The 25,195-nt window shown below is 52.6% G+C and carries 16 protein-coding genes; all 16 read left to right on the top strand.

The genetic code is table 11. The features are described 5' to 3' along the window. Positions 1 to 303: 303 nt before the first annotated feature. The 16 genes from MKY12_RS21935 to MKY12_RS21860 all read left to right on the top strand — a co-directional run bounded on the left by MKY12_RS21935 (position 304) and on the right by MKY12_RS21860 (position 25,150). Positions 304 to 1,896: an extracellular solute-binding protein gene (locus MKY12_RS21935; RefSeq protein ID WP_339310771.1), complete on the top strand. Its 1,593-nt coding sequence runs from the start codon at positions 304 to 306 to the stop codon at positions 1,894 to 1,896. 132 nt (positions 1,897 to 2,028) lie between these two features. After that, complete coding sequence (locus MKY12_RS21930; protein ID WP_051477937.1) at positions 2,029 to 2,895, top strand: ABC transporter permease subunit; 867 nt, start codon at positions 2,029 to 2,031, stop codon at positions 2,893 to 2,895. A gap of 27 nt (positions 2,896 to 2,922) precedes the next feature. Continuing rightward, entirely contained in the window at positions 2,923 to 3,795 is an 873-nt protein-coding gene (locus MKY12_RS21925) for a carbohydrate ABC transporter permease (RefSeq protein ID WP_209877530.1), read from the top strand. A 91-nt stretch (positions 3,796 to 3,886) separates the two neighbouring features. After that, positions 3,887 to 5,620 (top strand): hypothetical protein, encoded by a 1,734-nt coding sequence (locus tag MKY12_RS21920; protein WP_339310770.1) that lies wholly within the window; start codon positions 3,887 to 3,889, stop codon positions 5,618 to 5,620. 94 nt (positions 5,621 to 5,714) lie between these two features. After that, positions 5,715 to 8,087 carry a glycoside hydrolase family 95 protein gene (locus MKY12_RS21915; protein ID WP_339310768.1) on the top strand — a complete coding sequence of 791 codons (2,373 nt, stop codon included), beginning with the start codon at positions 5,715 to 5,717 and terminating at the stop codon, positions 8,085 to 8,087. 238 nt (positions 8,088 to 8,325) lie between these two features. Beyond that, positions 8,326 to 8,928 carry a hypothetical protein gene (locus MKY12_RS21910; RefSeq protein WP_339310766.1) on the top strand — a complete coding sequence of 201 codons (603 nt, stop codon included), beginning with the start codon at positions 8,326 to 8,328 and terminating at the stop codon, positions 8,926 to 8,928. Between the two features lie 67 nt (positions 8,929 to 8,995). After that, the gene (locus MKY12_RS21905; RefSeq protein ID WP_339310764.1) at positions 8,996 to 13,324 is read left to right on the top strand and encodes an endo-1,4-beta-xylanase; all 4,329 of its coding nucleotides are present in this window, start codon (positions 8,996 to 8,998) and stop codon (positions 13,322 to 13,324) included. A gap of 937 nt (positions 13,325 to 14,261) precedes the next feature. Further along, complete coding sequence (locus MKY12_RS21900; RefSeq protein WP_235191831.1) at positions 14,262 to 15,122, top strand: ABC transporter permease subunit; 861 nt, start codon at positions 14,262 to 14,264, stop codon at positions 15,120 to 15,122. 18 nt (positions 15,123 to 15,140) lie between these two features. Beyond that, the gene (locus MKY12_RS21895; protein ID WP_036724075.1) at positions 15,141 to 16,019 is read left to right on the top strand and encodes a carbohydrate ABC transporter permease; all 879 of its coding nucleotides are present in this window, start codon (positions 15,141 to 15,143) and stop codon (positions 16,017 to 16,019) included. A 103-nt stretch (positions 16,020 to 16,122) separates the two neighbouring features. Then, positions 16,123 to 17,829, top strand: a complete 1,707-nt coding sequence (locus MKY12_RS21890) for an extracellular solute-binding protein (RefSeq protein ID WP_339310762.1) — start codon at positions 16,123 to 16,125, stop codon at positions 17,827 to 17,829. Between the two features lie 56 nt (positions 17,830 to 17,885). Beyond that, on the top strand, positions 17,886 to 19,598 hold the full coding sequence (locus tag MKY12_RS21885) for a histidine kinase (protein WP_036724072.1): 1,713 nt from the start codon (positions 17,886 to 17,888) through the stop codon (positions 19,596 to 19,598). Continuing rightward, entirely contained in the window at positions 19,552 to 21,180 is a 1,629-nt protein-coding gene (locus tag MKY12_RS21880; RefSeq protein WP_339310761.1) for a response regulator, read from the top strand. Before MKY12_RS21885 ends, MKY12_RS21880 begins: the two co-directional genes overlap by 47 nt. A gap of 134 nt (positions 21,181 to 21,314) precedes the next feature. Then, positions 21,315 to 21,575, top strand: a complete 261-nt coding sequence (locus MKY12_RS21875) for a hypothetical protein (RefSeq protein WP_339310760.1) — start codon at positions 21,315 to 21,317, stop codon at positions 21,573 to 21,575. A gap of 217 nt (positions 21,576 to 21,792) precedes the next feature. Then, on the top strand, positions 21,793 to 23,157 hold the full coding sequence (locus tag MKY12_RS21870; RefSeq protein WP_339250041.1) for an ABC transporter substrate-binding protein: 1,365 nt from the start codon (positions 21,793 to 21,795) through the stop codon (positions 23,155 to 23,157). Between the two features lie 284 nt (positions 23,158 to 23,441). Further along, positions 23,442 to 24,323: a sugar ABC transporter permease gene (locus MKY12_RS21865; protein WP_036699404.1), complete on the top strand. Its 882-nt coding sequence runs from the start codon at positions 23,442 to 23,444 to the stop codon at positions 24,321 to 24,323. Beyond that, entirely contained in the window at positions 24,323 to 25,150 is an 828-nt protein-coding gene (locus MKY12_RS21860; protein ID WP_209877511.1) for a carbohydrate ABC transporter permease, read from the top strand. The genes MKY12_RS21865 and MKY12_RS21860 overlap by 1 nt, the downstream gene beginning before the upstream one ends. Positions 25,151 to 25,195 lie beyond the last annotated feature (45 nt).

The raw sequence follows: 25,195 nt of genomic DNA, 5'->3' as shown, positions 1-25,195 counted from the left end.
TTTGATTATTGTGGGAGGTCTGGTGCAATGGGTAGTAAATACATAACATGACTAGTTATATATGAGTTAGATATTTAGGTTTATGGATACGATTTTCGTGAAGCATTCCTGCGATAATTGTATATTCAGAATGAAAAATGCTGTAATTTCATTGGGTTTTTCATGAAAATTCAATAAGAAACATGTATATTGTCGAATTCCGCAAACGATGTAATAATTCATCACATGGTCAAGCCGTAAGCATCATACAGAGACAACAGGCTGATTGAAATCAGAAATCGAAAGGGATAGGTGATAGGAAATATGACAAATGATAACGGTAAAAGAAAGTTGGCTCTCGGTCTCTCAGCGGTTCTTATGTCATCCATGGTATTGTCTGCATGCTCGTCTAAAGATTCCAGTGAAGCAAGCGGCAACGGTGCAGCGCCAGCCGGCAGCTTGAAGATCGAAATTTTTGACCGTGGCAATGCGCCGGCCGGTGTTACGGCATCCGATAATTTCCTCACCAATTATGTTAAAGAGAATTTCGGAAAGGCTAACAATATTAATGTGGAATTCGTTCCTATCCCCCGCTCGGAAGAAGTGACTAAGCTTAATGTCCTGATGGCCAGCGGAACCGATGTTCCTGATATCGTCTTCACCTATGATTCCGGGACCTTCAACAAATATGCCGAGCAAGGCGGGCTGACGGATCTGACTCCGCTGCTGCAAGAACACGGACAGAACCTGACCAAGTTCCTTGGCGAGGATACTTTGCGCTACGGTCAATACGATGGCGTCCAGTATAGCATTCCCGCCAAACGCTCTACGATAGGTAAATATGCTTCCTTCATCCGTCAGGATTGGCTGGATAAGCTGGGGCTTCCCGTTCCGGCTACCTCAGAGGAGCTATATAATACACTGACCGCCTTCAAGACCAAAGATCCGGGTGAAACCGGCGGCAAAGTGATTCCTCTGGGCATGACGATTGCAGCGGCGCAGTATGATTCGCTGGTCTGGTCCTTCATCAAGCCGGTTACTGAGCAGGAGCGCTTCGAGCTTACGCAGAATCTCAGCTCCCGGGACTACCCGATTCTGCTGCCCGGATTCAAGGATGCCATTCAATATATGAACAAGCTGTATAACGAAGGGCTGATCAGCAAGGACTTTGCCCTGGATGAGAATAAAGAGACCCTTACGCAGAATATCGGGAACGGGCTTGTGGGCGCATTCAGCGATGATAACGATGCGATCTTCTACCCTGACGGTACTTATGATGTTCTGACGAAGAATAACCCGAAGGCTGTGCTGAGCGCCATTGATCCGTTCACGAACAGCGAGGGGAAGACGGCCAAGCCGGTATCTGCTCCGAACGGGATGTACATTATGATTCCGAAGTCCAGCAAGCATGCGGTGGAAGCTATCAAGTATCTGGACTGGATGTCTACAGATGGTCATCTGCAATATATCCAGAACGGGATTGAAGGCGAGCATTATACGCTGGAAGACGGCGTGCCGGTCTCCATTCCGGATCTGTCTGTCGAATCCTCGAACAAGCTGTCTGGCGGCGGGGATATTGGGATTATTGCGAACGGACGGATTTTTGAGAGCCAGGAGAAGAATAATGAGGCCTTCGTGAAGAGCTTCCGCACCCAGTATCAGGACATCATCGCGAAATCACTGACGATTTCCACCACTAACCCGATTGAGCCGGTATTCACCAGCCGTCCGATTGAGGCCGAGAGCAAATACGGCACGACACTTAGCGATAAAATCAAGCAGCTAATGGTGAAAGCTACAATGGTCTCCCCTGGTGAATTCGAAGTCACCTATGAGAGTATGCTGAAGGACTACATGTCGAGCGGCGGACAGGCCATTCTGGATGAACGCAAGGCTGCCTACAGCGAGCAGAAATAATTGAATTCGAGGTCCGTGAGGGAGGGGAGCGGCAGGGCTGCCGGTCTTGGCTGCTTCCCCTTACAGCCTCAGGGGCACAGTGGAGGAGGAATCGTTGTGGGATACACCCGTTATTTCCGCAGAAATTGGCAGATGTACGCATTGCTGGTCTTACCCATGCTGTTCTTTATTATTTTCAAATACGGTCCAATGTATGGTGTACAGATTGCGTTCAAGGACTTCAACTTCTTCAAAGGCATTGGTGGCAGTGAATGGATTGGTCTTGACGGATTCCGCGAGGTATTTGCGAATCAGGACTTTTATATAACCTTACGCAACACGTTGATGCTGAACTTTCTGGATCTGATCGTTTCTTTTCCCGCCCCCTTGATTATTGCCATTATGCTATTTGAGCTGAAGGTGGTCTGGTTCAAGAAGCTGTCTCAGACGATTCTGTATATTCCGCATTTTATTTCCTGGGTAATCATCGGCGGGATTGTGTACCAGCTCTTTGGCCAGCAGTCCGGGATGATTAACAACCTGTTAACGAGCCTGGGGCTGGATGCCATTCCTTTTCTCTCTGACAAAAATTATTGGCTGATCACGTACCTGCTGACTGGTGTCTGGCAGAGCGCAGGCTGGGGGACGATTCTCTATCTGGCGGCACTCGCGGGCATTAATAAAGAGCTGTTCGAAGCGGCGGAGGTCGATGGGGCCGGAAGAATCAAGCGCATTCTGCATATTACGATTCCGGGGATCAAGCCGACGATTGTTACGCTGCTGATCATTAATCTGGGCAACATGATCTCGATTGGCTTCGAGCGGCCGTTCGTGATCGGTAACCTTGCGGTTATGGAATACTCGGATGTGCTGAGTACCTTTGTCTACCGGATCGGTCTGGAATCGGGGCAGTATACGCTGGCTACGGTGGTAGGATTGTTCCAGGCGGTGGTCGGACTTCTGTTCCTGCTGGTGGCGAACTATATTTCCAAGAAGCTTACAGACGAGAGCATCCTCTAATCAACCTTTGGATCGGGAGTGTACATTATGAATGAAAGAGCAGCTAACAAGGCGTTTGATACATGGATTGTGATCTGCTTAACCTTATCGGTGCTGGCATGTCTGATTCCGTTCGTGCATATTCTCGCGGTCTCCTTCAGCGGAACCGTCCCGATTGCTTCGGGCAGAGTCACTCTGTTCCCTATGGACTTCAATATTGAGGCGTATAAAAAAGTGTTCAGTGATGCCGCGATGATCCGCTCGCTGGGCTTCACGATATTCCTGACGGTGCTGTTCACAGCGCTGTGCATGATGATGACGGTTGCGGCGGGCTATGCCCTGTCGAAGAAGGATCTGAAAGGCCGTAAAATCTTCATGTTCCTCATTGTCGTCACCATGTTCTTCAGCGGCGGTATTATTCCAGAGTATATTCTGACACGGGAGCTGCATTTGCTCAATACGATCTGGGCGCTGGTTCTCCCTGGACTTATTAGCCCCTTCTACATGATTATCCTGATTTCTTTTCTGGCAGGTATTCCTGACGCGCTCAAGGAATCTGCTGAGATTGACGGCAGCAGCCAGTTCGGGACGCTGATCCGTATCATTCTGCCGTTATCCATGCCGGTGCTTGCTACCCTAAGCCTGTTCTATGCCGTCGGCAGATGGAACGGATTTCAGGATACGCTGATGTATATCACGAAGCCGGAGCTGTATCCGCTCCAGCTTAAGCTCTATCATATGATCCAGAACAGCCAGGTATCCGATCTGATGAGAATGGAGGGGAACGCGGTCAGCACGGTTGTGCCGGAGAGTCTGAAGGCGGCTACTGTAATGTTCGCCACAGTGCCTATTCTGCTCGTCTATCCATGGCTGCAAAGATACTTCGTCTCAGGTGTGATGACCGGAGCTGTGAAGGGTTGAGGCTATTGACTGGTACTGTATTGGCTGGTGCAAGTGCAGGTTCAGTATAAATCATGCCCTAACAGGGCTGGCAGATAGGGGAGTCGAGCAGATGTTCAAGAAGATAACGGACATTAATGACAAATGGACAGAGGAATCTATGGAGCTGCAGATCCGTGACCGGGAGAGCCGGTACTTCGGGGGCGTGCGTGATCCGCTGAGCGGTGTAGCCTGGCCGAATCATACCGGCACGGCCCAGTATCTGGCGGCATGGGCGGCAGCCCTGGTGAATCCGCAGTCCCGGTATTACCGGGATCTGGAGCTGCTGGAGCAGCTGCATGAGGGGATGGCATTCATGCTGCGCTTCCAGCATGAGGACGGCACGATCTCGCCGGGCTGGACGAATTATCATTCCCCGCCGGATACGGCGTTCGTCGTGGTCGGATTAGCCAATATCCTCACGCTGCTGGAGCGGCAGAGCTGGCCGCCGCTGCAGCCGGTGACGGATCAGATTCGAGCCTTCCTTGTGCGGACGATTCCGGCGATGCTGACCGGGGGTGTACATACCCCCAATCACCGCTGGGTGCTGACTGCCGCGCTGGGGTCTTTGTACCGGATATTTGCCCTGGAGGAGTTACAGGCAAGAGCCGGGGAATGGCTTCAGGAGGGGATGGACATTACGCCGGACGGCGAATGGACGGAGCGGAGTAACGGAATTTACAATACGGTCAGCGACATCATGCTCTATTACGCCGCGCAGGATCTGAACCGTCCAGAGCTGCTGGAGCCGGTCCGCCAGAATCTGCGGATGATGAAATACCTGGTTCACCCGGATGGTGAGGTGGTCACCGATTACTCAGGGCGGCAGGATTTCGGCAGCGTCTACTCGCTGGCTGACTATTATTTGTGCTACCAGCTGATGGCTGAGCATGACCGAGACCCGGAATTCGCTGCTCTTGCGGAGCTGGCAGGCCGCTCGGTTATCCATCCGGGTTCGCTGCCCAATCAGATTATGCTGGGGTTCCTGCTCTATCCGCAGATGCAGGCGGCTTCAGTCTCGCCGGGAGAATTGCCGGACAGCTACCGCAAGGTGATCAATGGCACGTTTAATCGTCAGGAGCTGATGGGCCGAATCGGTCAGGACGGCTACGGCGGGCCTGTCCGCCACAGCAAGCAGCATACGGAATTCGGTGCTCCGGTTGCCCGTGTGCGCAGCAGAGAGACCAGTGTAAGCGTGATGACCGAAGCTTCCTCACTGTTCTCGCTGCGGCATGGCCGGGCAAGGCTGCTGGGGGTTCAGCTGGCTTCAAGCTTCGAGCCTGGACTGATTACGATGGATACGCTGACGGAGATTTCGGGCGGCTATCGTCTGGAGTCTGTAGCTGGGAAGGGGTATTACGGCACTATTCCCGCAGATAAGCTGCCTCCGCGCACCGGCTTGCCTACCAGCCCGTGGTATCTGCTGCCTCATGGAGAGCGGCCGCTTACTCATAACCAGACGAGCAGTGTCTGCGTGAAGATAAGCGAGTGGGAAGCAGGCTGGGAGTTGCATTTCTCAGCGCCGTCTCCGGCAGATGTGCTGACCCAGATCGTCCTGCTCTTCGGCAGCGAGGGCAGACTTGAAGGCTCCGCGCTGACGCCGGTGCCGGGGATGAGCGAGGCTTCCTTCTGGACCGCCGGAACACTCCGCTATAGCGCAGGGGAGGACTGGATGGAGCTTGAGCAGGGCTGTCATGAGCATCACCTGGCCGATATCCGCGGGATGAGCTATCCCGAAGGCTGCCAGAAAGTCATCGTAACACTCATCACTCCTCTGGAATATAGCCTGCGGATTCGTCTTTCCTGACTGATGCCTATATAATGAAAGGGTTATCAGGATTTATCAGGACTTAAGGGTTCAGCCAGATTAGAAATTACGGTGTATGGAGGTAAGCTGCGCAATGAATATTTCATTTAATACCCCCGCCACTTATTGGGTGGAGGCGCTTCCAGTCGGGAACGGACGGCTGGGGGCTATGATTTTTGGCGGCATCGAGAAGGAACGTCTGGCGCTGAATGAGGACACGCTGTGGTCCGGGTACAAGACAGACTGGAATAATCCGGGAGCCCGTGAGGTTCTTCCTAGGGTTAGGGCGCTGATTGCAGAAGGCAGGAACGAAGAAGCGGATGAACTATGCAAAAAAATGATGGGCCCCTACGCCCAATCCTATCTGCCGTTCGGGGATCTGCTGCTTACGATGGAGCACGGGCAGACCATAGACGGGGAATATAGCCGGAAGCTGGACTTGTCCACGGGTGTTGGTACCGTCTCCTATGTAATCGGCGGTGTCCGGTATACCCGGGAGGTCTTCGCCTCTCACCCGGACCAGGCGATCATTGTCCGCTTAACGGCCAGCGAGGAGCACCGGCTCAGCTTCCGGGCGAAGCTGGACAGTCTGCTTCGTCACCGTTCGGAAGCAGACGGAGAGCAATACACGATTACCGGACATGCTCCTGAATATGTGGCGCCGAATTATTACGAAGTCGATCAGCCGGTCCGTTACGGTGGAGAGTCTCCGCAGAGTCTGAAGTTCCACGGCCGTCTGGCTGCGGTCCAGACTGGAGGCCGCCTGGAAGCTAGTGCAGACGGCATAGAGGTTACTGGCGCAACGGAAGCGGTTTTATACTTCAGTGCGGCAACCTCCTTCGATGCGGAATCCGGCACAGTGAAGGCGGATTATGATGTAAGGCAGCAGACTGCGCAAGCGGTACAGCGGATCATCAATGAGCCTTATGCCGAGCTGCTGGGCCGTCATGTTGACGACCACCGGGAGCTGTTTGACCGGGTAGAGCTGCATCTGGGAGAGAGTCTGGCCCCAGAGGGAATGCCGACGGATCAGAGAATTGCCGCCTACGGCAGCAATGATCCGGGGCTGGTAGAGCTGCTGTTCCATTACGGCCGTTATCTGCTGATTGCCAGCTCCCGTCCGGGTACACAGCCGGCGAACCTCCAGGGCATCTGGAATCAGGATACCCGGGCACCGTGGAGCAGCAATTACACGCTGAATATCAATGCGGAAATGAATTATTGGCCGGCAGAGGTCTGCAATCTGTCCGAGCTGCACCAGCCGCTGATTGACTATACCCGGAGGCTGGCGGCCAACGGCAGTGAGACGGCCCGGATTAACTATGGCGCACGCGGCTGGGTAGCCCATCATAACGCCGATCTCTGGGCGCAGTCGGCTCCCGTTGGCGGCTACGGCGACGGAGATCCGGTCTGGGCATCCTGGGCGATGGGCGGGGTATGGCTTACCCAGCATCTGTGGGAGCACTATGCCTTCAGCGGTGATCTGTCCTATCTGCGGGAGACCGCCTATCCGGTAATGAAGGAAGCGGCCTTGTTCTGCCTGGATTGGCTGATTGAGAACCCGGAAGGGTACCTGATTACCTCACCATCCACTTCTCCTGAGCACAAAATCGTAGACGGCGGCAAGAAGTATGCCGTCAGCGAAGCGGCAACCATGGATCTGTCGCTGATCGCGGAGCTGTTCACGAACTGCAGCCTTGCTGCCGGATTGCTTGGGCTGGACGGCGAGTTCGCGGCCGAGCTGGAGGCCGCCCGCGCGCGGCTGCTGCCATTGCAGATTGGTGCAGGCGGCCGGCTTCAGGAATGGTCGGCAGATGTGGAGGATGAGGATGTGCATCACCGCCATGTCTCCCATCTGGTCGGGGTCTACCCGGGCAGATCGATCACGGAGAAGTTAGTTCCCGAGCTGTATGAAGCAGCCAGAACCTCGCTTGAGATTCGCGGAGACGGCGGAACCGGCTGGAGCCTGGGCTGGAAAATCGGACTATGGGCCAGATTCAGACAGGGTGACCGCGCCAAGCAGCTGATCACTAACCTGCTGACGCTGGTTCAGCCGGAGGCTGTTAACAATGAACGCGGCGGTGTCTATCCGAACCTGTTCGATGCGCATCCGCCGTTCCAGATTGACGGGAACTTCGCAGCTACAGCCGGAATTGCCGAGATGCTGCTGCAATCCCACCAGGGTTATTTGGAGCTTCTGCCCGCCCTGCCTTCAAGCTGGAGCGAAGGAAGAGTGAAGGGGCTGCGGGCACGCGGCGGCTATGAGGTGAACCTGACCTGGAGCGCTGGCGTTCTCGGACAAGCGGAGGTTACCGCTCATCTTGGTGGAGTCTGCCGGGTTCTGGCAGAAAGTCCTCTGGAGATTACGCGCGGAGAAGACCGCCTATTGGTGAAGCCGGATTCGGACGGTCTGGTGAGTATTGAGCTGCAGGCGGGGGAACGTGTCGTGGTGAGGTATGCGGAGTGAAGTGGGTAGAGTAAATAAAGAATCGTAGATAGGTAAATAAGCAGTAGTAATAAGATAGAGTAAATAGATAAGAGTATACAAAGTAAAAGTAAATGATAGACTGTATAATTTGCAGCGCACTTCGGAGGGATGGAGTGTGCTGCTTTTTTGCGTAGAAATAGGAAATCGGCCGGGTTCCGCCGGGGCATAGACCAGGCGAGGTGCGCATGTAATCGAAAAACCGATTACATTCGGCTGGGTGGTAGTGTGCGGGCCGAATGTAATCGAAAAACCGATTACATTGCGCCGGATGGTGATGTGCGGACCGAATGTAATCGGAAAACCGACCACATTGCGCTGGGTGGTAGTGTGCGGGCCAAATGTAATCGAAAAATCGATTACATTGCGCTGGGTGGTAGTGTGCGGGCCGAATGTAATCGAAAAACTGACCACATTGCGCTGGGTGGTAGTGTGCGGGCCAAATGTAATCGAAAAACCGACCACATTGCGCTGGGGGGTAGTGTGCGGGGCAAATATAATCGAAAAATCGATTACATTGCGCTGGGTGGTAGTGTGCGGGCCAAATATAATCGAAAAATCGATTACATTGCGCTGGGTGGTAGTGTGCGGGCCGAATGTAATCGAAAAACCGATTACATTGCGCCGGATGGTGCCGTGCGGGCCGAATGTAATCGAAAAACCGATTACATTGCGCTGGGTGGTAGTGTGCGGGCCAAATGTAATCAAAAAACCGATTACATTGTGCTGGCGCGAGGGGGGGCCGGGTGTATGCGGAAAACCGCTAATTTCCCCAGCCCCGCTTATCATTTTGTTATCAATCCTATCAAATTGTTATTTGTAAACGATTTCCAATCGGCTATAATCCATTATGTAAACGCTTTATTATGATGAATCTAAGGAGGGTACAGATGCTCAAGCCTAAACGAATAATGAGCCTCACGCTGGCGCTGGTCGTCCTGGCAGCTTCGGTGCTGCCTATGCGCACACCGGCTCATGCGGCGGCCGAGGGAGGCCCGGCGGTTGTTCTCGCTTCGGACTATGAGGACGGCACCGCGCAGGGCTGGACCAAGAAAGGCGACGAACAGCTTACGGTAACGAAGGAAGTCTATCATGGAGGCTCCTACAGTCTGTATGTGGATGGACGGACCAAGGATTGGGAAGGGCCCAATCAGTTGCTAACGGACCAGATGACTCCGAATACAGCCTACACCGTGGGAGCATGGGTGAAATCTCCGGCGCCGGTCAAATTCACGGTACATACCAAAATCGGCGAAGCCGAGGATTGGAAGCCTGTAGCAGAATTTAACGGAACGCAGTGGTCGGATGAATGGACTTATCTGGAAGGTACTTTTATTACAGGCGATAAGGTAGGCTTCACAGAGATTTATGCAGAAGCCGCAGCAGGAACCGCATTCTACGTGGACGATATCAAGATCACTGCCGCTGCGGTTGACGTCCCGGAGGGGGAGGAAGGGCTGCGTACGGATTTTGAAGACGGAACGCTTCAGGGCTGGAAGAACCGGATTGGCCCGGAATCGTTGTCGGTGAGTCAGGATACGGCTAATACCGGAACTCACAGTATGCTGGTAGAGGGAAGGGAGCGCAGCTTCTACGGGCCAAGCCTGAGTGTGAAGGAGCATCTGCGGCCGGGTAAGAGCTACCAGTTCTCGCTGTATGTCCGCCTGAAGGAGAAGCCGGAGGCCGACAAAAGCCTGCAGATGACCGTGTATAAGAAGGCCGGCTCCGAGAGCTGGAATGCGATCGATAAGGTTAGCATTAAGGCTGATGAGTGGGATCAATGGCATCTGCTGAAGGGGAATTTCCAGTACAGCGACCAGCCGTCCGAGCTGAACCTGTTCGTGGAGACGCCTTATATTACAGAGGATACCGTCGATACCTTATCCTTCTATGTGGATGATGTAACCGCCCAGCCTGCTACAGAGCTGAGCATTGAACAGGATATTCCGTCGTTAAAAGACATCTACGCTGGTAGCTTCGCCATCGGAGCCGCAGCGTATTCCTGGCAAATGGAAGGGGTCTACGGGGAGCTGCTGAAGAAGCATTTCAACAGCGTCACAGCCACCTATGAAATGAAGCCCAAGTTCCTTGCGCCTTCCGAGGGCACTTATGTGTTCGACGGTGCGGATAAATATGTGAATTTTGCCCAGGCAAACGGGATGGGACTTCGCGGACACGCACTGCTCTGGCACGTCGATGCTGCGGAGTGGATGTTCACGGGTCCTGACGGCCAGCCGGCCAGCAGAGAACTGCTGCTTACGCGCCTACAGAGTTATATCGAGACGGTTATGCACCGCTATAAGGGAAAAATCTATGCCTGGGATGTAGTGAACGAAGCGATTGCCGACAATGGGGGCGGTCCGGACGGCATGAGACTGTCCCCCTGGTATACCCTGATCGGCCCGGATTATATCGAGAAGGCGTTCGAATTCGCACGTGCCGCCGATCCGGAAGCGAAGCTCTATTACAATGACTATTACACCGAGGTTCCCGAAAAGCGTGAGCATATCTACAAGCTGCTGAAGACGCTCAAGGCGAAGAATCTGATTGACGGCGTGGGCCTCCAGTCTCACCATGGCCTGTACTCACCGTCCATTCCGGAGATCGAGAAGACCATTCAGCAGTTCTCCCAGCTGGGGCTGGATATTCAGATCACCGAGCTGGATGTCGATTCGGGCATTAGCCCGTCCTCCCCGCTGCCAGCGGATATCGCTGCACGGCAGGGCAAGCGCTATAATGATCTGTTCGAGCTATACAAGAGATACAAGGACACGATCTCCTCAGTCTCCATCTGGGGCGTGCAGGATGAGAAAAGCTACAATAACCATGCCATGTTATTCGATGAGCAGCTGAAGGCGAAGCCTGCTTTCTGGGGAGCGGCTGATCCCTCCAAGCTGCCGGACATCCATAATGTAGCTGTATCGCTTGAGGGTACGCCTCAGACAGGCGCAGCCGGGAAAGCCCTGTGGAGCAAAACAGCAGGGATTCCGCTGGAACAGGGCAGTACAGTAACTGCCAAGGTTCATACGCTGTGGGATACGAACAATCTGTATGTGAAGGCAGACGTTACCGATGCTAGTCGGAACGCGGAAGACAAGGTTGAGCTTTTCCTGGATGAGAACAATGGGAAGACTACGGCTTATCAGCCGGATGACCGCAAGATCAGCTTACCGCGTTCGGGCTCCGGGACCGAAGGAGTCAGCTTCACCAGTACAGAACGTGAGGGCGGTTATATCATTGAAGCGAAAATTCCGCTTATAACCGTCAAAGGTTCCGCAGGCGCGGAGTTGGGTCTTGATATCCGTGTCAGTGACGCCAGTGTTCCGGGTTCTGTTCCTGCCTACTGGAATGATAGAAGCCAATCCCAGGATACGGATACCAGCCGTTACGGAGTCCTCCAGCTCTCTGCAATGCCTAATTCAGCGGAGTCAGTGAAGGGTCAGGTGCAGATTGACGGGCAGATGGATGCGGTATGGGAGCTGGCGAAGCCTTTTGAAGTTAAATTGGCTTCCTCGCCTTACAGCACCACCGCAGAAGCCAGATCAATGTGGTCGGAGGACAGCCTCTACCTGATCGTAGACGTGAAGGATGCCGTTCTGAAGGCAGATGCTGTAAATCCATGGGATCAGGACTCCGTGGAAATCTTCATCGATGAGAATTTCAACAGAACCCCTTATTACGAGGGGGATGATGGCCAATACCGGATTAATATTAATAATGTGGCTTCCTTCGGCGGAGGCGCCTCGGATAGCAGATTGACCAGCGCGGTAGTCCATACGGACACCGGGTACCGCGTGGAAGCGCAGATCGACTTCGGCACGATTAAGGCAAAGGCGGGAAGCTCCATCGGGCTTGATCTGCAGATCAATGATGATCGGGGCGACGGCACCCGCAGTACGAGTAAGTGGAATGACAGGGGAGAGGATACGTGGCGGGATACCTCGAATTTCGGGATCTTGACCTTTGTGGCACCAGCAGAGGTACCGCAAGCGGGAACTGACGGTACATCCCCGTCCCCATCGTCTGGCTCTGCTCCATCGTCCCAGGCACCTGCTCCGGCAGCGGTCTTCGCAGACGGTAAGCTGACCGTTCAGGCTTCCCCGGATAAGGAAGGAATCCTGCATGTGAATCTCACGCCTGAGTCCGTCCGCCAGGCCGTGCTTCAGTCGCTGGACAGCGGCATTCTGAAGATCGCCGTCAAGCCTGCCTCTGGAGCCGAAGCGCTGCGGCTGGGGCTTCCGCTTCAGAGTCTCGCCGCACAGCCGAAGATTAAGGAGATTCAGATTGAAAGCGGCTTCGGTGCGGTTCTAAGCCTGAATACAGAGCTGCTGAAATTGCAGGATACACAGGCAGGAGATGTTCTACAGCTTCAAGTGAAGCGTGTGGCCCAGGACGGATGGCCGGCAGCGGTGAAGGCCCGCCTGGATGGGGCCGCTGTACTGGACTTCTCGCTTGCGATAAATGGAGCCAAGATTACAGCGGTTGACGCAACGGCGCTTACCTTGCTGCTGCCTTATGAACTTAAGTCAGGCGAGAGGGCGCACCAGCTTGCGGTATATGGGGTGCTGGAGAATGGCAAGCTTACAGTTGTGAAGGATTGTCAATATGATCCGGCTACAGGCTATGTTTCCTTCAAGACCAAGGAGCTTGGACAATATGCGGTTGCCACGGTGAAGCTAACCGATCACAAGGGCAGCAAATGGGCTGCCGAGAGTGTTGAAGCTCTGGCTGCAAAAGGAATACTTCCTCTGGGAGCAGAGGCTTCCTATGAGATCGGGGTATTGATAAACCGGGCGGAGTTTGCCCAGCTGCTGGTCGATGCTTTTGACCTTCAGGCTGAAGCAGCCGCTCCAGGCTTCAAGGATGTCAGTACGGATTCCCCATATGCCGAGGCTATTAACATTGCAGGAGCCTTAGGTATTGTAAAAGGTAGAGCAGATGGGCTCTACAGTCCTAACGCTACACTCAGCCGTCAGGAAATGGCGGTCATGCTGAACCGGCTCGTCCAGCTAGAGCAAATCATACTGAAGGGCGATTCTGCCGCTGTTCATAGCTTCAAGGATCTGAACCAGTTGAGCGCGGAAGCTTCAGGCGCAATAGAGAAGATGCGGGCTGCCGGAGTCATCCAAGGCGCACAGAACGGCAACTTCCTGCCGAAGGCCCAGATGACCAAGGAGCAGGCTGCCGTGGTAGTCTACCGGATAATCAGTCTCAATTAGTAGAGTAGTGTCCGCAAGTCTATAGCATTGATTCGAGCAGCGGTTCTCCCGATAAGGGGAACCGCTGCTTTTTGTGATGGGAGTAACATGTCTGCAATGTCTGCATTGGGCGACTGTTTTATCTGCATTGCCCGCGTAGTCCGGCTTTCACGTCAGGAAATAGTTGGATTTTGGGCACTTGTTCGCGCGCGGAAGAGACCCGGCCAGACAATAGGTGGAAAAAAGGCACTTGTTACGCCGGGATCAGAACAAAAAGAAGATTTTCTAGAAAATAAATAGCATAAATCCACCTAATTTCCTCAAATGCTCCAAATCGGCTAAATTAAGATATATTTGTCCAACTAATTCTGTAGTAGGCTGTGCAACCATCGTTTGGACGGCGGCACAACTGGAAGGTACTCGATGTTGCCGGGGTACCTCAGAGTTGCCGAAGTTTCTCATTGCTGTTTGAAGTTGTTTGAACCTATTCTAAGCTACAATCCACGATGTCATGTCCGTAACGGATTGTCCTTTTGTAGTAACCTTGCCCCCGCTTAAACAGCGGAGAGGATGGAACGATAGTGGAAAAGCGGCAGCGGTCGCCTTGGTCTCCGGATTTTCACCGCTAAGGGAAATAAATAAAATCTGGAGACCACAGCGATTGTAACAACGGTCCGTTCGCGGAGCGTCCACCCAAGTGCTACCGTAATGCTACGTCCAAAACTGTTGTGGTTATCATTTTGTTATCAATGCTTTGTATTTATCATGTATCTGTCATGTCCGGCTAGGTATGATTAATTTATAAACAAAGTAAACGGATACACGTTGACCAGCAAAGGGGAGCAGAAGCATGAAAAACATGGTTACGCCAGCCAGCGTAAAAGGCGAGAAACTGGATGTCAATGCGGGGAGTCCCCGAAAAAAATCGAAATGGACCAAGAACCTTAGTCTCGATCTGATGGTTCTGCCGGCTTTGATCCTAACCGTGATCTTCGCCTATATTCCAATGACGGGCCTTGCGATTGCCTTCAAGAATTACAAGCCGGGCTTAGGCTTTAGCGCCTCCAAGTGGGTGGGGCTGGAGCATTTTGAATATCTGTTCAGTATTCCCGAGAACGTTCAGATCATCTGGAACACACTGATTATTGCCGGTCTGAAAATGATCGCCAACCTGATCGTTCCTTTCTTGTTCGCACTGCTGCTGAATGAGATCCGCAAGATGGCATTCAAAAAAATGGTACAAACCATTGTCTATATGCCCCACTTCCTGTCATGGGTGATCCTGGGCGGTATTCTCTCCGACCTGCTGGCCAGAGACGGCGGCCTGATCAACCAGGTACTGGTCAGTGTATTCGGCATCCAGCCGATTTTCTTCCTGGGTGACGGGAATTGGTTCCGGTTTGTCGTAGTAGTGAGTGATGTCTGGAAAGAGTTCGGCTTCAACACCATCGTCTTCCTGGCCTCCCTGGCGGGAATTAACCCGGCACTCTATGAAGCGGCTGAGGTAGACGGAGCAGGACGCTGGCAGCAGACCTGGTCGATTACGATGCCGGCCATGCTGCCGATTACCATCGTGGTAGGAACACTGGCGCTGGGTAACGTGCTTAACGGAGGCTTTGACCAGATCTTTAACCTGTATAACGCGCTTGTCTTCGATAAAGGGGACATCATCGATACATTTGTCTACAGACTAGGAATTGTTGACGGTAAGTTCAGCTTCTCCACAGCGGTCGGATTGTTCAAATCCGTTGTCAGCTTTGTCTTGATCGTAACAGCTTACCGCCTTTCGTATAAATTTGCTAACTACCGTATTTTCTAGAATGGAGGCTAATAGGGCATGTATCATAAAACAAAACCTTACCGCATTTTCACCGTGTTCAACTATATCCTGATGATCGCAGTTTCAATTATGTGTGTTGTCCCTCTGATTCACGTTCTTGCTGTATCATTCAGCGGGAAATCGGCAGCCAATGCCAATCTGGTGGGTCTGTGGCCGGTAGATTTCACGGTGGACGCCTACACCAAGACCGTAGCCAATGAGAATTTCACCCGGTCCATCTGGGTGACGCTGCAGCGCACGGTGCTGGGAACACTGTTCAGCATGGGGGTAGTCATTCTGGCTGCCTATGCGCTGTCCAAAGAGAACGCCCGGTTCAGACGCCGGAACATGTATATCTGGCTGCTGGTCTTCACCATGCTGTTCAGCGGCGGTCTGGTGCCGATGTACATTCTGATTCAGAAGCTGCACCTGATGAACTCCTTATGGGTGCTGATTCTGCCGGGAGCCGTCTCGGTATGGAATATCATTCTGCTGCTTAACTTCTTCCGGGCCGTACCCAAAGAAATGGAAGAAGCCGCCTTCATCGACGGCGCAGGTCATTTCAGAACACTGTTCAGCGTGTATCTCCCGGTATCCATGCCGGCTATTGCTACACTGTCGCTGTTCACGATTGTCGGTCACTGGAACTCCTGGTTCGACGGACTGCTGTATATGACGGATCACCGCAACTATCCGCTGGCGACCTTCCTGCAGTCGGTCATTGTCCAGCAGGACTTCAGTAAGGTGACTGTACGGCCGGAGGATCTGGAGAATATCTCGCAAAGAACGGTCAAAGCCGCTCAGATCTTCATCGGGATGGCACCGATCCTCATCGTGTACCCATTCCTGCAGCGTTTCTTCGTGAAGGGAATTGTCCTCGGGGCGGTTAAGGAATAGCCGTCCTTCCTATTAAAGGGGGTGATGCACGCGCTGAAAGCTGAAAAAGATTGACTCATATAATTAATATGATTAAATTTTAATTAAAGGGGTGCAAGATTAAATGATAAAGAAAATGAAATTCTCTGCGGCGGCAGTGTTATCCACAGTCATGCTGGGCAGCTTGCTGGCCGGATGCGGCGGAAATGCTGACAACAAGAAGGCGGAAGGGGACAACAAGCCGGCGGCAAGCGAAGACGCTATGTATTCGGCTCCCTTTGAGAATGGCAAATATATAGAACCGGTAACCATCTCAACCGTATTTCCCATCGCAAGCAGCCTGAAATTCAAGAATGGCGAAAATATTGAAAATAACGTGCACACCAAATGGGCCAAGGATACGCTGGGTATTGACATCAAGTATCTCTGGACCGTAAGTGACCAGAACAACGCCTATGAAACCAAGCTGCGCCTGATGCTGACCTCAGGTGAAAAAATGCCGGACATCATCTCGTTCCGTGGAAGCCCTTCCCTGATCTCTGATCTGATTGACAGCGGCCAGTTCACCGATGCAGGCGAATTGTTCGACAAATATGCTTCCGATATCTACAAAAAAGCGATGGCCGAAGAGCCAACCGTATGGAATCCCTACATGAGAGACGGCAAGCGGATGGGGATCCCGATTCTGGAAAACGCTTATAATAATGACCCGGTTATGTATATCCGTGAGGATTGGCTGAAGAAGCTGAACCTTAAGGCTCCGACGAATCTGGCTGAGCTGGAAACCGTGCTCGATGCGTTCACGAACCAGGACCCTGACGGCAACGGCAAGAAGGATACAACGGGACTGGCTGTGGGCTTCAAAAACAACCTGAACACATGGATGTCGGAAGCCGGATGGGTCTTCGGGATGTTCGGCGCCATGCCTAACCAGTGGAACAAGACGGCGGACAACCAGCTCGCTTACGGCTCTGTCCAGCCGGAGATGAAGGAAGGCCTGGCAACGATGCAGAAATGGATGAAAGAAGGCTATATCTCCTCCGAATCCGGTCTGTATGATGAGAACAAAGCAACAGAAGCTTTTACAGCAGGCAAAGCCGGTATCATTGTCGGCCCTTACTGGATGACAGGCTGGCCGCTGCCGGATCTGCAGAAGAACGTTCCAGGTGCAGTGCATAAGGCTTATCCGCTTCCGGCAGGCCCGGATGGCAAGGTAGGCAGACACGGCACGAAGATCGCCTCAGGTGCTGTATTGATCAACAAGGATATGGAGCATAAAGACGCATTCTTCGTCTACCAGAACTATCTGTTTGATAACTGGGCTAACCCGGACAGTACAACCTTCGTGAACGGCTTCGCCAAAGGCTACGATTATGATATCGCTGAAGACGGAACCGTCCTGAAAGAACAGGATACGGATAAGATTCCAGGCGGCTGGGTGGATGCGATCCGTTATACCCTGACTTACGATGGAGCCATCATTCCTAACCTGATGATGAATACACTGGCCAAGCTGGCTGGCGGCGCTGAGCCTGCTAACCAGTATGAGAAGAATCTGTCCGAGCGTATCCCTGAGCAGATCTTAGCAGCCAAAATCATCGTCGATCAGAAGGACAGTGTAATGCCTGAGATGTTCACAGGTACGCCTACTGAAACTCAGCTCTCCCGTGGAGATATGCTGGAGAAGCTGGAGAAGGAAATTCTGAACAAAATTATTTATGACAAAGCGCCGGTAGACGAATTCGATACCTTTGTAGAGAAATGGAAAACTACAGGCGGTGATAAAGTGACCACAGAGGTCAATGAATGGTATCAATCTCTATCGAAGTAAAGATACGGAGAATCAGGGCGGCCCCCAGGCCGTCCTTTCATTTGGAGGAGGGCAATGTGAAATATCGTCTGTCTATCTTTCAGTGGCTGTCGTTTGTTCTGATGCTGATGCTGCTGATTATCGTAGGTGCGTTTTGGCTCATCTACCGGCTGAACGTGAAGGACATTCAGAATGAGCTGAGAAAAAATAAAATGTACGAGGTTGAATTCATGACCTCCCAGCTATCCACGCAATTTGAACAGGTGCTGACAAATACCATTACTTTGTCACAGGACCAGTCTGTGCGTGGATATCCTTATATTCTGAAGTTCGGGGATCAATATTCCAAATATGAGATGAAGCTGACCATCATCGATAAGCTCGCCCTGAACACCGCCTCTACCTCCTGGAAGAATACGGTTATTCTGTACTATGAGGATGAGAAAGAGACGGTATCCTCTGATTCCTCCTTCTCCTTCAGCACCTTCAGCCCCCCGGAGCAGGCGCGGAACCGCTGGGTGCTGCACATGGATAAGGAAGGCAAGGGATATTACTCCAATATCATGCGCAGTCATATCAGCTCGCTGTTAATTGAAGTCAGGATTTCGCTGGATAATCTGGTGAAAATGATGGATCAGTATGTCTCCGGTATGCCGCTGCTGTACGATGCCTCTGAGCGGGCCTTTATTCAGCCGGGGGCAGCATTTCCGCAGGAGCTGTTACAGTCGATCAGTCCTGGGATTAACGGGAACCGGGGAACCATCTCCGCTACAGAGAATCGTGCAGAGTATCTGATTAACTATATGAAGTCGGACATGCTGGATTTGTATTTCATAGACGCCTATCCCAAGCGCCAGTATATCGAACCGATTAACCGCAATAACCGGCTGTTCCTCTATGCGGTACTGGTGGTGCTGGTGGGTATTATGTTCTACACGCTGCTTCTTCGCCGTCAGGTGCAGAAGCCGGTGATTATGCTGCGCAAGGCGATCGACCGGTTCGACCGGGGCGACTTTTCCAGCCGTGCCGTCGATCTGCAGGTCAATGAGTTCAAGGTGCTGGGCAATTCCTTTAACCGGATGGCGGAGAATACCCAGACACTGATCGAGCAGGTTCTGCTGGGCGAGCTTGAAGTGAAGGAAGCGAAGCTGAAGCAGTATCAGGCGCAGATTAATCCGCATTTTCTCTATAACTGCCTGAATTTCATTCAGAGCAAAGCAAGCATCGAAGATTATCATGCGGTCACCGCGATGACGCTGCATCTGGCTTCCTACTGCCGGTACATTCATAAGATTGAACAGCTGGATTCTACGCTCCAGGATGAACTGGATTTCGTCGAGCATTATCTGCACATGGTCCACCTGCGCAAAAGAGAGATAACCTTCGAATTCGGTGTCACAGCGGAGGCGGGCAGATACCGGTTGCCAAGGATGATTCTGCAGCCGCTCGTGGAGAACTGCATTAAGCATGGCATTGAACCGGGCCTGAGGCCCGGCATCATCTCGGTTGCCGCCGAGGAAGATGATTCGTATCTTCTGATTACCGTGAAGGATAACGGAATCGGCATGACGGAAGAACGGCTCGGCGCGGTCCGCCGCCATATCGAGGATAATATTATCAGCAATGAACAGCTCGGAACGGGGCTAAGGAATGTAAATCAGCGGCTGCGATTGTATTTTGGCAAGGACTCCGGGTTATCCGTAGACTCCGTGCTGTCCGAAGGCACCTGTTACCGGATTCGGATTGAAAAGGAGGGAGAAGCTCATTCTGCAAATTCTGCTGGTAGATGATGAACAATATGTCGTAGATGATCTGGAGCTTGCTTTTCCATGGCAGGACTTCGGGATTGAAAAAGTATATAAAGCCTACTCCGGCGCCCAGGCCATACAGATGATCGGGCAATACCCGGTTGATATAGTCATTACGGATATCGCCATGCCCGGGATGAGCGGGCTGGAGCTGGTGAAGCAGGTGCGGAAGACCCACCGGAGGATCAAGTGTATTCTGCTAACCGGCTACGCCGAGTTCGAATATGCCAGGGAAGCCCTTCAGTATGGGGTGGCAGAGTATCTTGTTAAGCCGCTGGATCACCAGAAGCTGCGTGCTGCTCTGGAGAGCACGATTAAGACGATTAAGAAAGAAATCGACCGGACGGCATCTTATGAGCAGGCGATGCTGGCCTTCCGGGAGCATCTCCCGGCGCTGAAGGATAAGCTGCTGGCCGAGCTGATTCAGGGCAAATCCTATCCGCAGGAACGGCTGAAGGACAAGCTTAGCGGATATCAGATTGATTTTCAGCTGAACGACCGGGTCTTCCTGATTCTGATCCGTCTGGAGGAGCATTTCACGAACTTCGGGCCGGACAGCCAATTGCTCTTTGAATACGCGGTGACGAACATTGCCTGCGAGCTGCTGGGCCCGGGCTTCGAGCTGTGGCATGGCCGGGATGCTTACGAGAACCTGGTGTTTATTGTGAAGAGCAGTGAAACGGGGGCGGTTGACCCGGACAAGATTCTCAAGCAGCTAACCCATAATACCCATCAGCTGCACAGCAGTGTGAATGAATATCTGAATGGCGGAATCTCGGTTATTCTGTCCTACCCGGGGGAATTCCCGCTGGATATCCGCGCCATGTATGAGGATTCCCAGTCGGCGTTAAGACAGCAAGTGGGCAATGACCAGGGCTATTTCATCTCCTTGACGGACAAGCAGAAGAGCTCGCCGGTCCAGCCGCTCAAGGACTTATATGCTTCCCCGACACTGATGCATCTGCTGGAGACCGGCCAGTGGCAGGGGTATAAGGAACGGTTGCAGCAGTTGAGAGAATTCAGCAACAACCTGCCGTCGTATAACGAAGAATATATTGAGGAGATCCGTACTATGATTCTCGGCTCCTTTCACTATATTGCCCATAAGAATCATAGCCTGCTCTCCGATCTGGTCGGGCGGGAGCTGCTGGATAAGACCCTCTTCCGTTCCGTGTCCCAACTGGTCAGCTGGGGTGAGGCGCTGGTGGATACCCTGCAGGGCAAGCTCGAACGGGATACACAGAATAACCGGATGGGCATCGTCAAGGAGATGCAGAGCTGTATCGCGTCTAATCTGGCAGAGGCCAGCCAGCAGTTCGTTGCGGACGCGGTCTCACTTCATCCGGCATATGTCTCCAGACTGTTCAAGCAGGTCAGCGGGATCAGCATCAGCGAGTATATCCTGAATAGGAAGATGGAGCAGGCCGTAGCCAGCCTCCGCAACTCCGAGCTGAAGATCTATGAGATCTCTGAGCAGCTAGGCTACGCCAACAGCCAATATTTCATCAAAGTGTTCAAGGAGCAGTTCGGCATGACGCCCCAGGATTACCGGGGGAAATTGTAGGGGGAAAGGCTTCGGCTCATTTGGGCTGGGGCCTTTTTTGCTGCTGGCCTGCTAGAACCAAACACAATAGGCAGCGGCGAGCGCTGGGGGGGCGGAATGTAATCGAAAAACCGATTACAAATGGAGCGGGGGAGGTGCGTGGGCCGGATGTGGTCGAAAAACCGACCACATTGGGCGCGGCGGAGGTGCGTGGGCGGAATGTGGTCGAAAAACCGATTACATTGGGCGCGGCGGAGACGCGTGGGCGGAATGTGGTCGAAAAACCGATTACAATTGGACTGGAAGCGGCGTGGGGACTAAATGTAATCGAAAAACCGACCACAATTGGACCGGAAGCGGTGCGCGGGCCGGATGTATACCAAAAACCGAATACAATCGGCGGCTGCGGGGGCTGAGGGCGAAATGTATGCGAAAAACCGAATACAATCAGCAGCCATGTGGGCGTATAGGCCCGATGCTTTTTTCCCGCTGCAAGAGCCATATTGACTCCTCTTGATTAGCTAAAATTTAAATATGATAACCGATTGACATAAATATGTTAACCGGTTATCATAAAATTGCATCCGAAATGTATGCGCATTCAAAACAATTATAAGTATGGGGGGAATTCAGTTGAAATTGAGAAAAGCTGCAAGCTTCGCTATCGCTCTGACGGTGGTCACCGGGTTACTGGCAGGCTGCTCCAAAGGGAATTCAGCAACCAATGCTGGCAAGGAAGACAAGGGGAATGAGGGAAAACAAACAGAGCAAGCCTCCAAGGACGTTAAGCTCACGTTCTTCAATACCTCCGCAGAAGTGAACACAGTGTTCGAGGAGCTGTTCAAGAAGTATCATGAGCAGAATCCGCAGGTGACGATTGAACTGATTCCTACACCGATCGGCGGCGCGCAGCTTGAGAAGTTCCAATCCCTGCTGGCCTCCGGCAATCCGGCGACAATCGTGAACTTGGATGCAGGCACCATACTTCAATATAAGGATGATTTTCTGGATTTAGAGCCGGAGAAGGCGAAGTATGAAGCGCTGACCAATCCGGGAGCCATCGATGGCGCATTGCTGGACGGACAATTCCTGGGTATTCCTTGGACTGCCCAAGGCTACGGTCTGCTGTACAACAAGCGTGCGGTAGAAGAGGGTATCGGCGGTGCTTTTGATCCTGCATCGGTGAAGACCCGTGATGATCTCGAAGCGATTTTCAAGAAGATCGAAGCCTCCGGCAAAGCACCGGTCATGCTTCACGGAGCAGACTGGTCGCTTGGCGCCCACTATCTGGGACTGACGTATTCCCTGCGGTCGCAGAAGGTGGAGGACAACCGGAAGTTCGTGGAGGAGCTGAAGAACGGGCAGGTTCAACTGACGGAGAATCCGCAGTTCACCGGACTGATGGATACCTTCGATCTGCTGAAAAAATACAACGCGCGTAAGAGTGACCCGCTCGTTGCCGATTATAACCGCGACAGCGCGGATTTCGCCAAGGGAGCTGCCGCCTTCTACTTCATGGGAGACTGGAGCTGGGCGGTCATCGGAACACTGGAAGGCCGCGATGCCGACTTCGGTATCCTGCCGCTGCCTATTAGCAATAATCCAGAGGATTTCGGCAACGCGCAAGTCGCCTACAGCGAGCCTAAGCTGTTCGCCATCGATGATTCGAAGTCAACGCCTGAGCAGCAGGAAGCCGCTAAAGCGTTCATCGAATGGATGGTCAGCAGCGAGGACGGGCAAAAGGCCATTATTACCGATATGGGGCTGTCCATGCCGTACAAGGATCTTAAGGCGAAGAGCACGAACGTCATGTCTAACGCTGTCAGCGAATACGTGAAGCAAGGGAAGATTATCAACATCGGTGTCATCAATTACCTGCCGCAGGATTATTGGGCCAAGACCGGCGCTGCGATGCAGAAGTATCTGGTAGGCAATATCGACCGCCAGGGGCTGGCGCAGGAGGTTCAGGATTACTGGAAATCGTATGCAGGGAAATAGAGAATCTCTATTTATTGAACTTGAAGACTTAAGTTAAGGGAAAAGTGGCGGAGGGGAATTTTGGAACTGAAGGAGCGATAGCGACCGCCTGAAAGCTTTCCGTAGGAAAGCTCGCATCGGAAGCATATGCTTGGTGCGGATTTCAACCATTAACAACGGTTTAAAATCAAGAAATCTGCAGAAGGGCAGCGGCCGGAAGTCCAAAACTTCTCTGGAGTCGCGGCTAATCCCAAAACATAAAAAATTCTCCAGTTCAGCCTGTTAAGAGGAAAGGGGGCAGCACTATGAACAAAAAGCTATCACTGAAGAATGCGGGGACGTTTCTGGTCTTCGGAGGTCCCTCTATCTTCGCTTTTGCCGCCGTTGTGATTATACCGTTCATCGTCGGCTTATATTTGACCTTCACGAACTGGGATGTCCGGACAGGCGACAGCAGCCTGATCGGCTTCACGAATTATCTGGAGGTGTTCCGGGATAAGGTGTTCCTTCAGCAGCTGTGGTTCACACTGAAGTATGTCTTCTTCACCGTGGTGATTGCCAATGTGTTCGCTTTCTTCATCGCACTCGCCCTGACGAGAGGCGGGAGAGGGGAACAATGGCTGCGGACAGGGTTCTTCACACCCAATCTGGTCGGCGGGATCGTACTCGGCTACCTGTGGCAGACGCTTTTCTCACAGGTGCTGCCTTACCTTGGCGCTAAATACGGCTGGGAGCTGTTTCAGACCTCATGGCTGACGAATACGGGGACGGCATTCTGGGCGCTGATCATTGCGACCGCCTGGCAGCTGGTCGGGTATCTGATGATCATTTATATCGCGGGCTTCACAGGCGTTCCGAATGATGTACTGGAGGCGGCGAGCATTGACGGAGCGGGGCGGACTTCAGTGATCCGTAGAATCATCCTGCCGCTGACGGTTCCTGCGATCGTCATCTGTATTTTCATCTCCCTGTCCCGATCCTTCTTAACGTATGACATCAACCTGGCGTTAACCAAGGGCGGACCGTTCAATTCAACGGAGCTGGCCACCTACCATATCGTGCAAAAAGCCTTCCTGTCCAATCAATACGGTGTCGGCCAGGCAGAGGCAGTCGTTCTGTTCGCTGTCGTCGCGATTATCGCCCTGACGCAATCCTATCTGCTGAAGAAGCTGGAGGTGGAATCTTAATGAATGCTAACCGGCGTATCCTCCCGGGCCTGCGGACAGGATTCCTGTACCTGCTGCTGTTGGCCTTTTTAACACCGTTCCTGCTGATTATTATGAACTCCTTCAAGACCACCCAGCAATTCTTCGAGAGCCCGCTGTCGCTGCCGACAACGATTAATTTCAAGAACTATGCCAGCGCTTTTGACAATATGGACTTTATGCAGGGGTTCATGAACTCGCTGATCATTACGGGGATTTCCGTTACTATCATTATTATTTTCTCGGCGATGACCGGGTACTTATTCGTCCGTTACAAATGGAAGGTGAATTCCATCCTCTTCTTCCTCATGCTGGCCTCCATGGCTCTGCCCTTCCAGGTGCTGATGATTCCAATGGTCATGCTGTACGGAAATATGGGGCTGCTGAATACCAAGCTAACGCTTTTGTTCATGTATCTCGGCTTCGGAGTGCCGTTTGGCGTCTTCACGTTCCACGGCTTTATCAAAGGGATTCCTTATGAGCTGGAAGAATCGGCGTTTATCGAAGGGAGCAGTACGCTGCGGACGTTTTTCAGTATTGTGCTGCCCTTGCTGAAGCCGGTGTTCGTCACCCTGCTGGTACTCGATGTGCTCTGGATCTGGAATGACTATCTTCTGCCCAGCCTGGTGCTGCTGTCACCGGATCAGAAGACACTGCCGCTGTCCACGTATACCTTCTTCTCCTCCTATTCTGTGGACTATGCGCCGCTGATGGCCGGGCTGATTATGACGATCATTCCCGTGCTGATCATCTACCTGTTCCTGCAAAAACAGATCATCAAAGGGATCACAGAAGGGGCGCTGAAGTAAGGGGGAGCGGGGAAGTCCCAATGTACACCGCAGTGACGATTACGC

It is taken from the genome of Paenibacillus sp. FSL M7-0896 (genome assembly GCF_037975415.1).
Lineage (GTDB): Bacteria > Bacillota > Bacilli > Paenibacillales > Paenibacillaceae > Paenibacillus_AQ > Paenibacillus_AQ silagei.
Note: the sequence above shows the minus strand (reverse complement) of the source record. Positions and strands in the feature narration are given on the sequence as shown.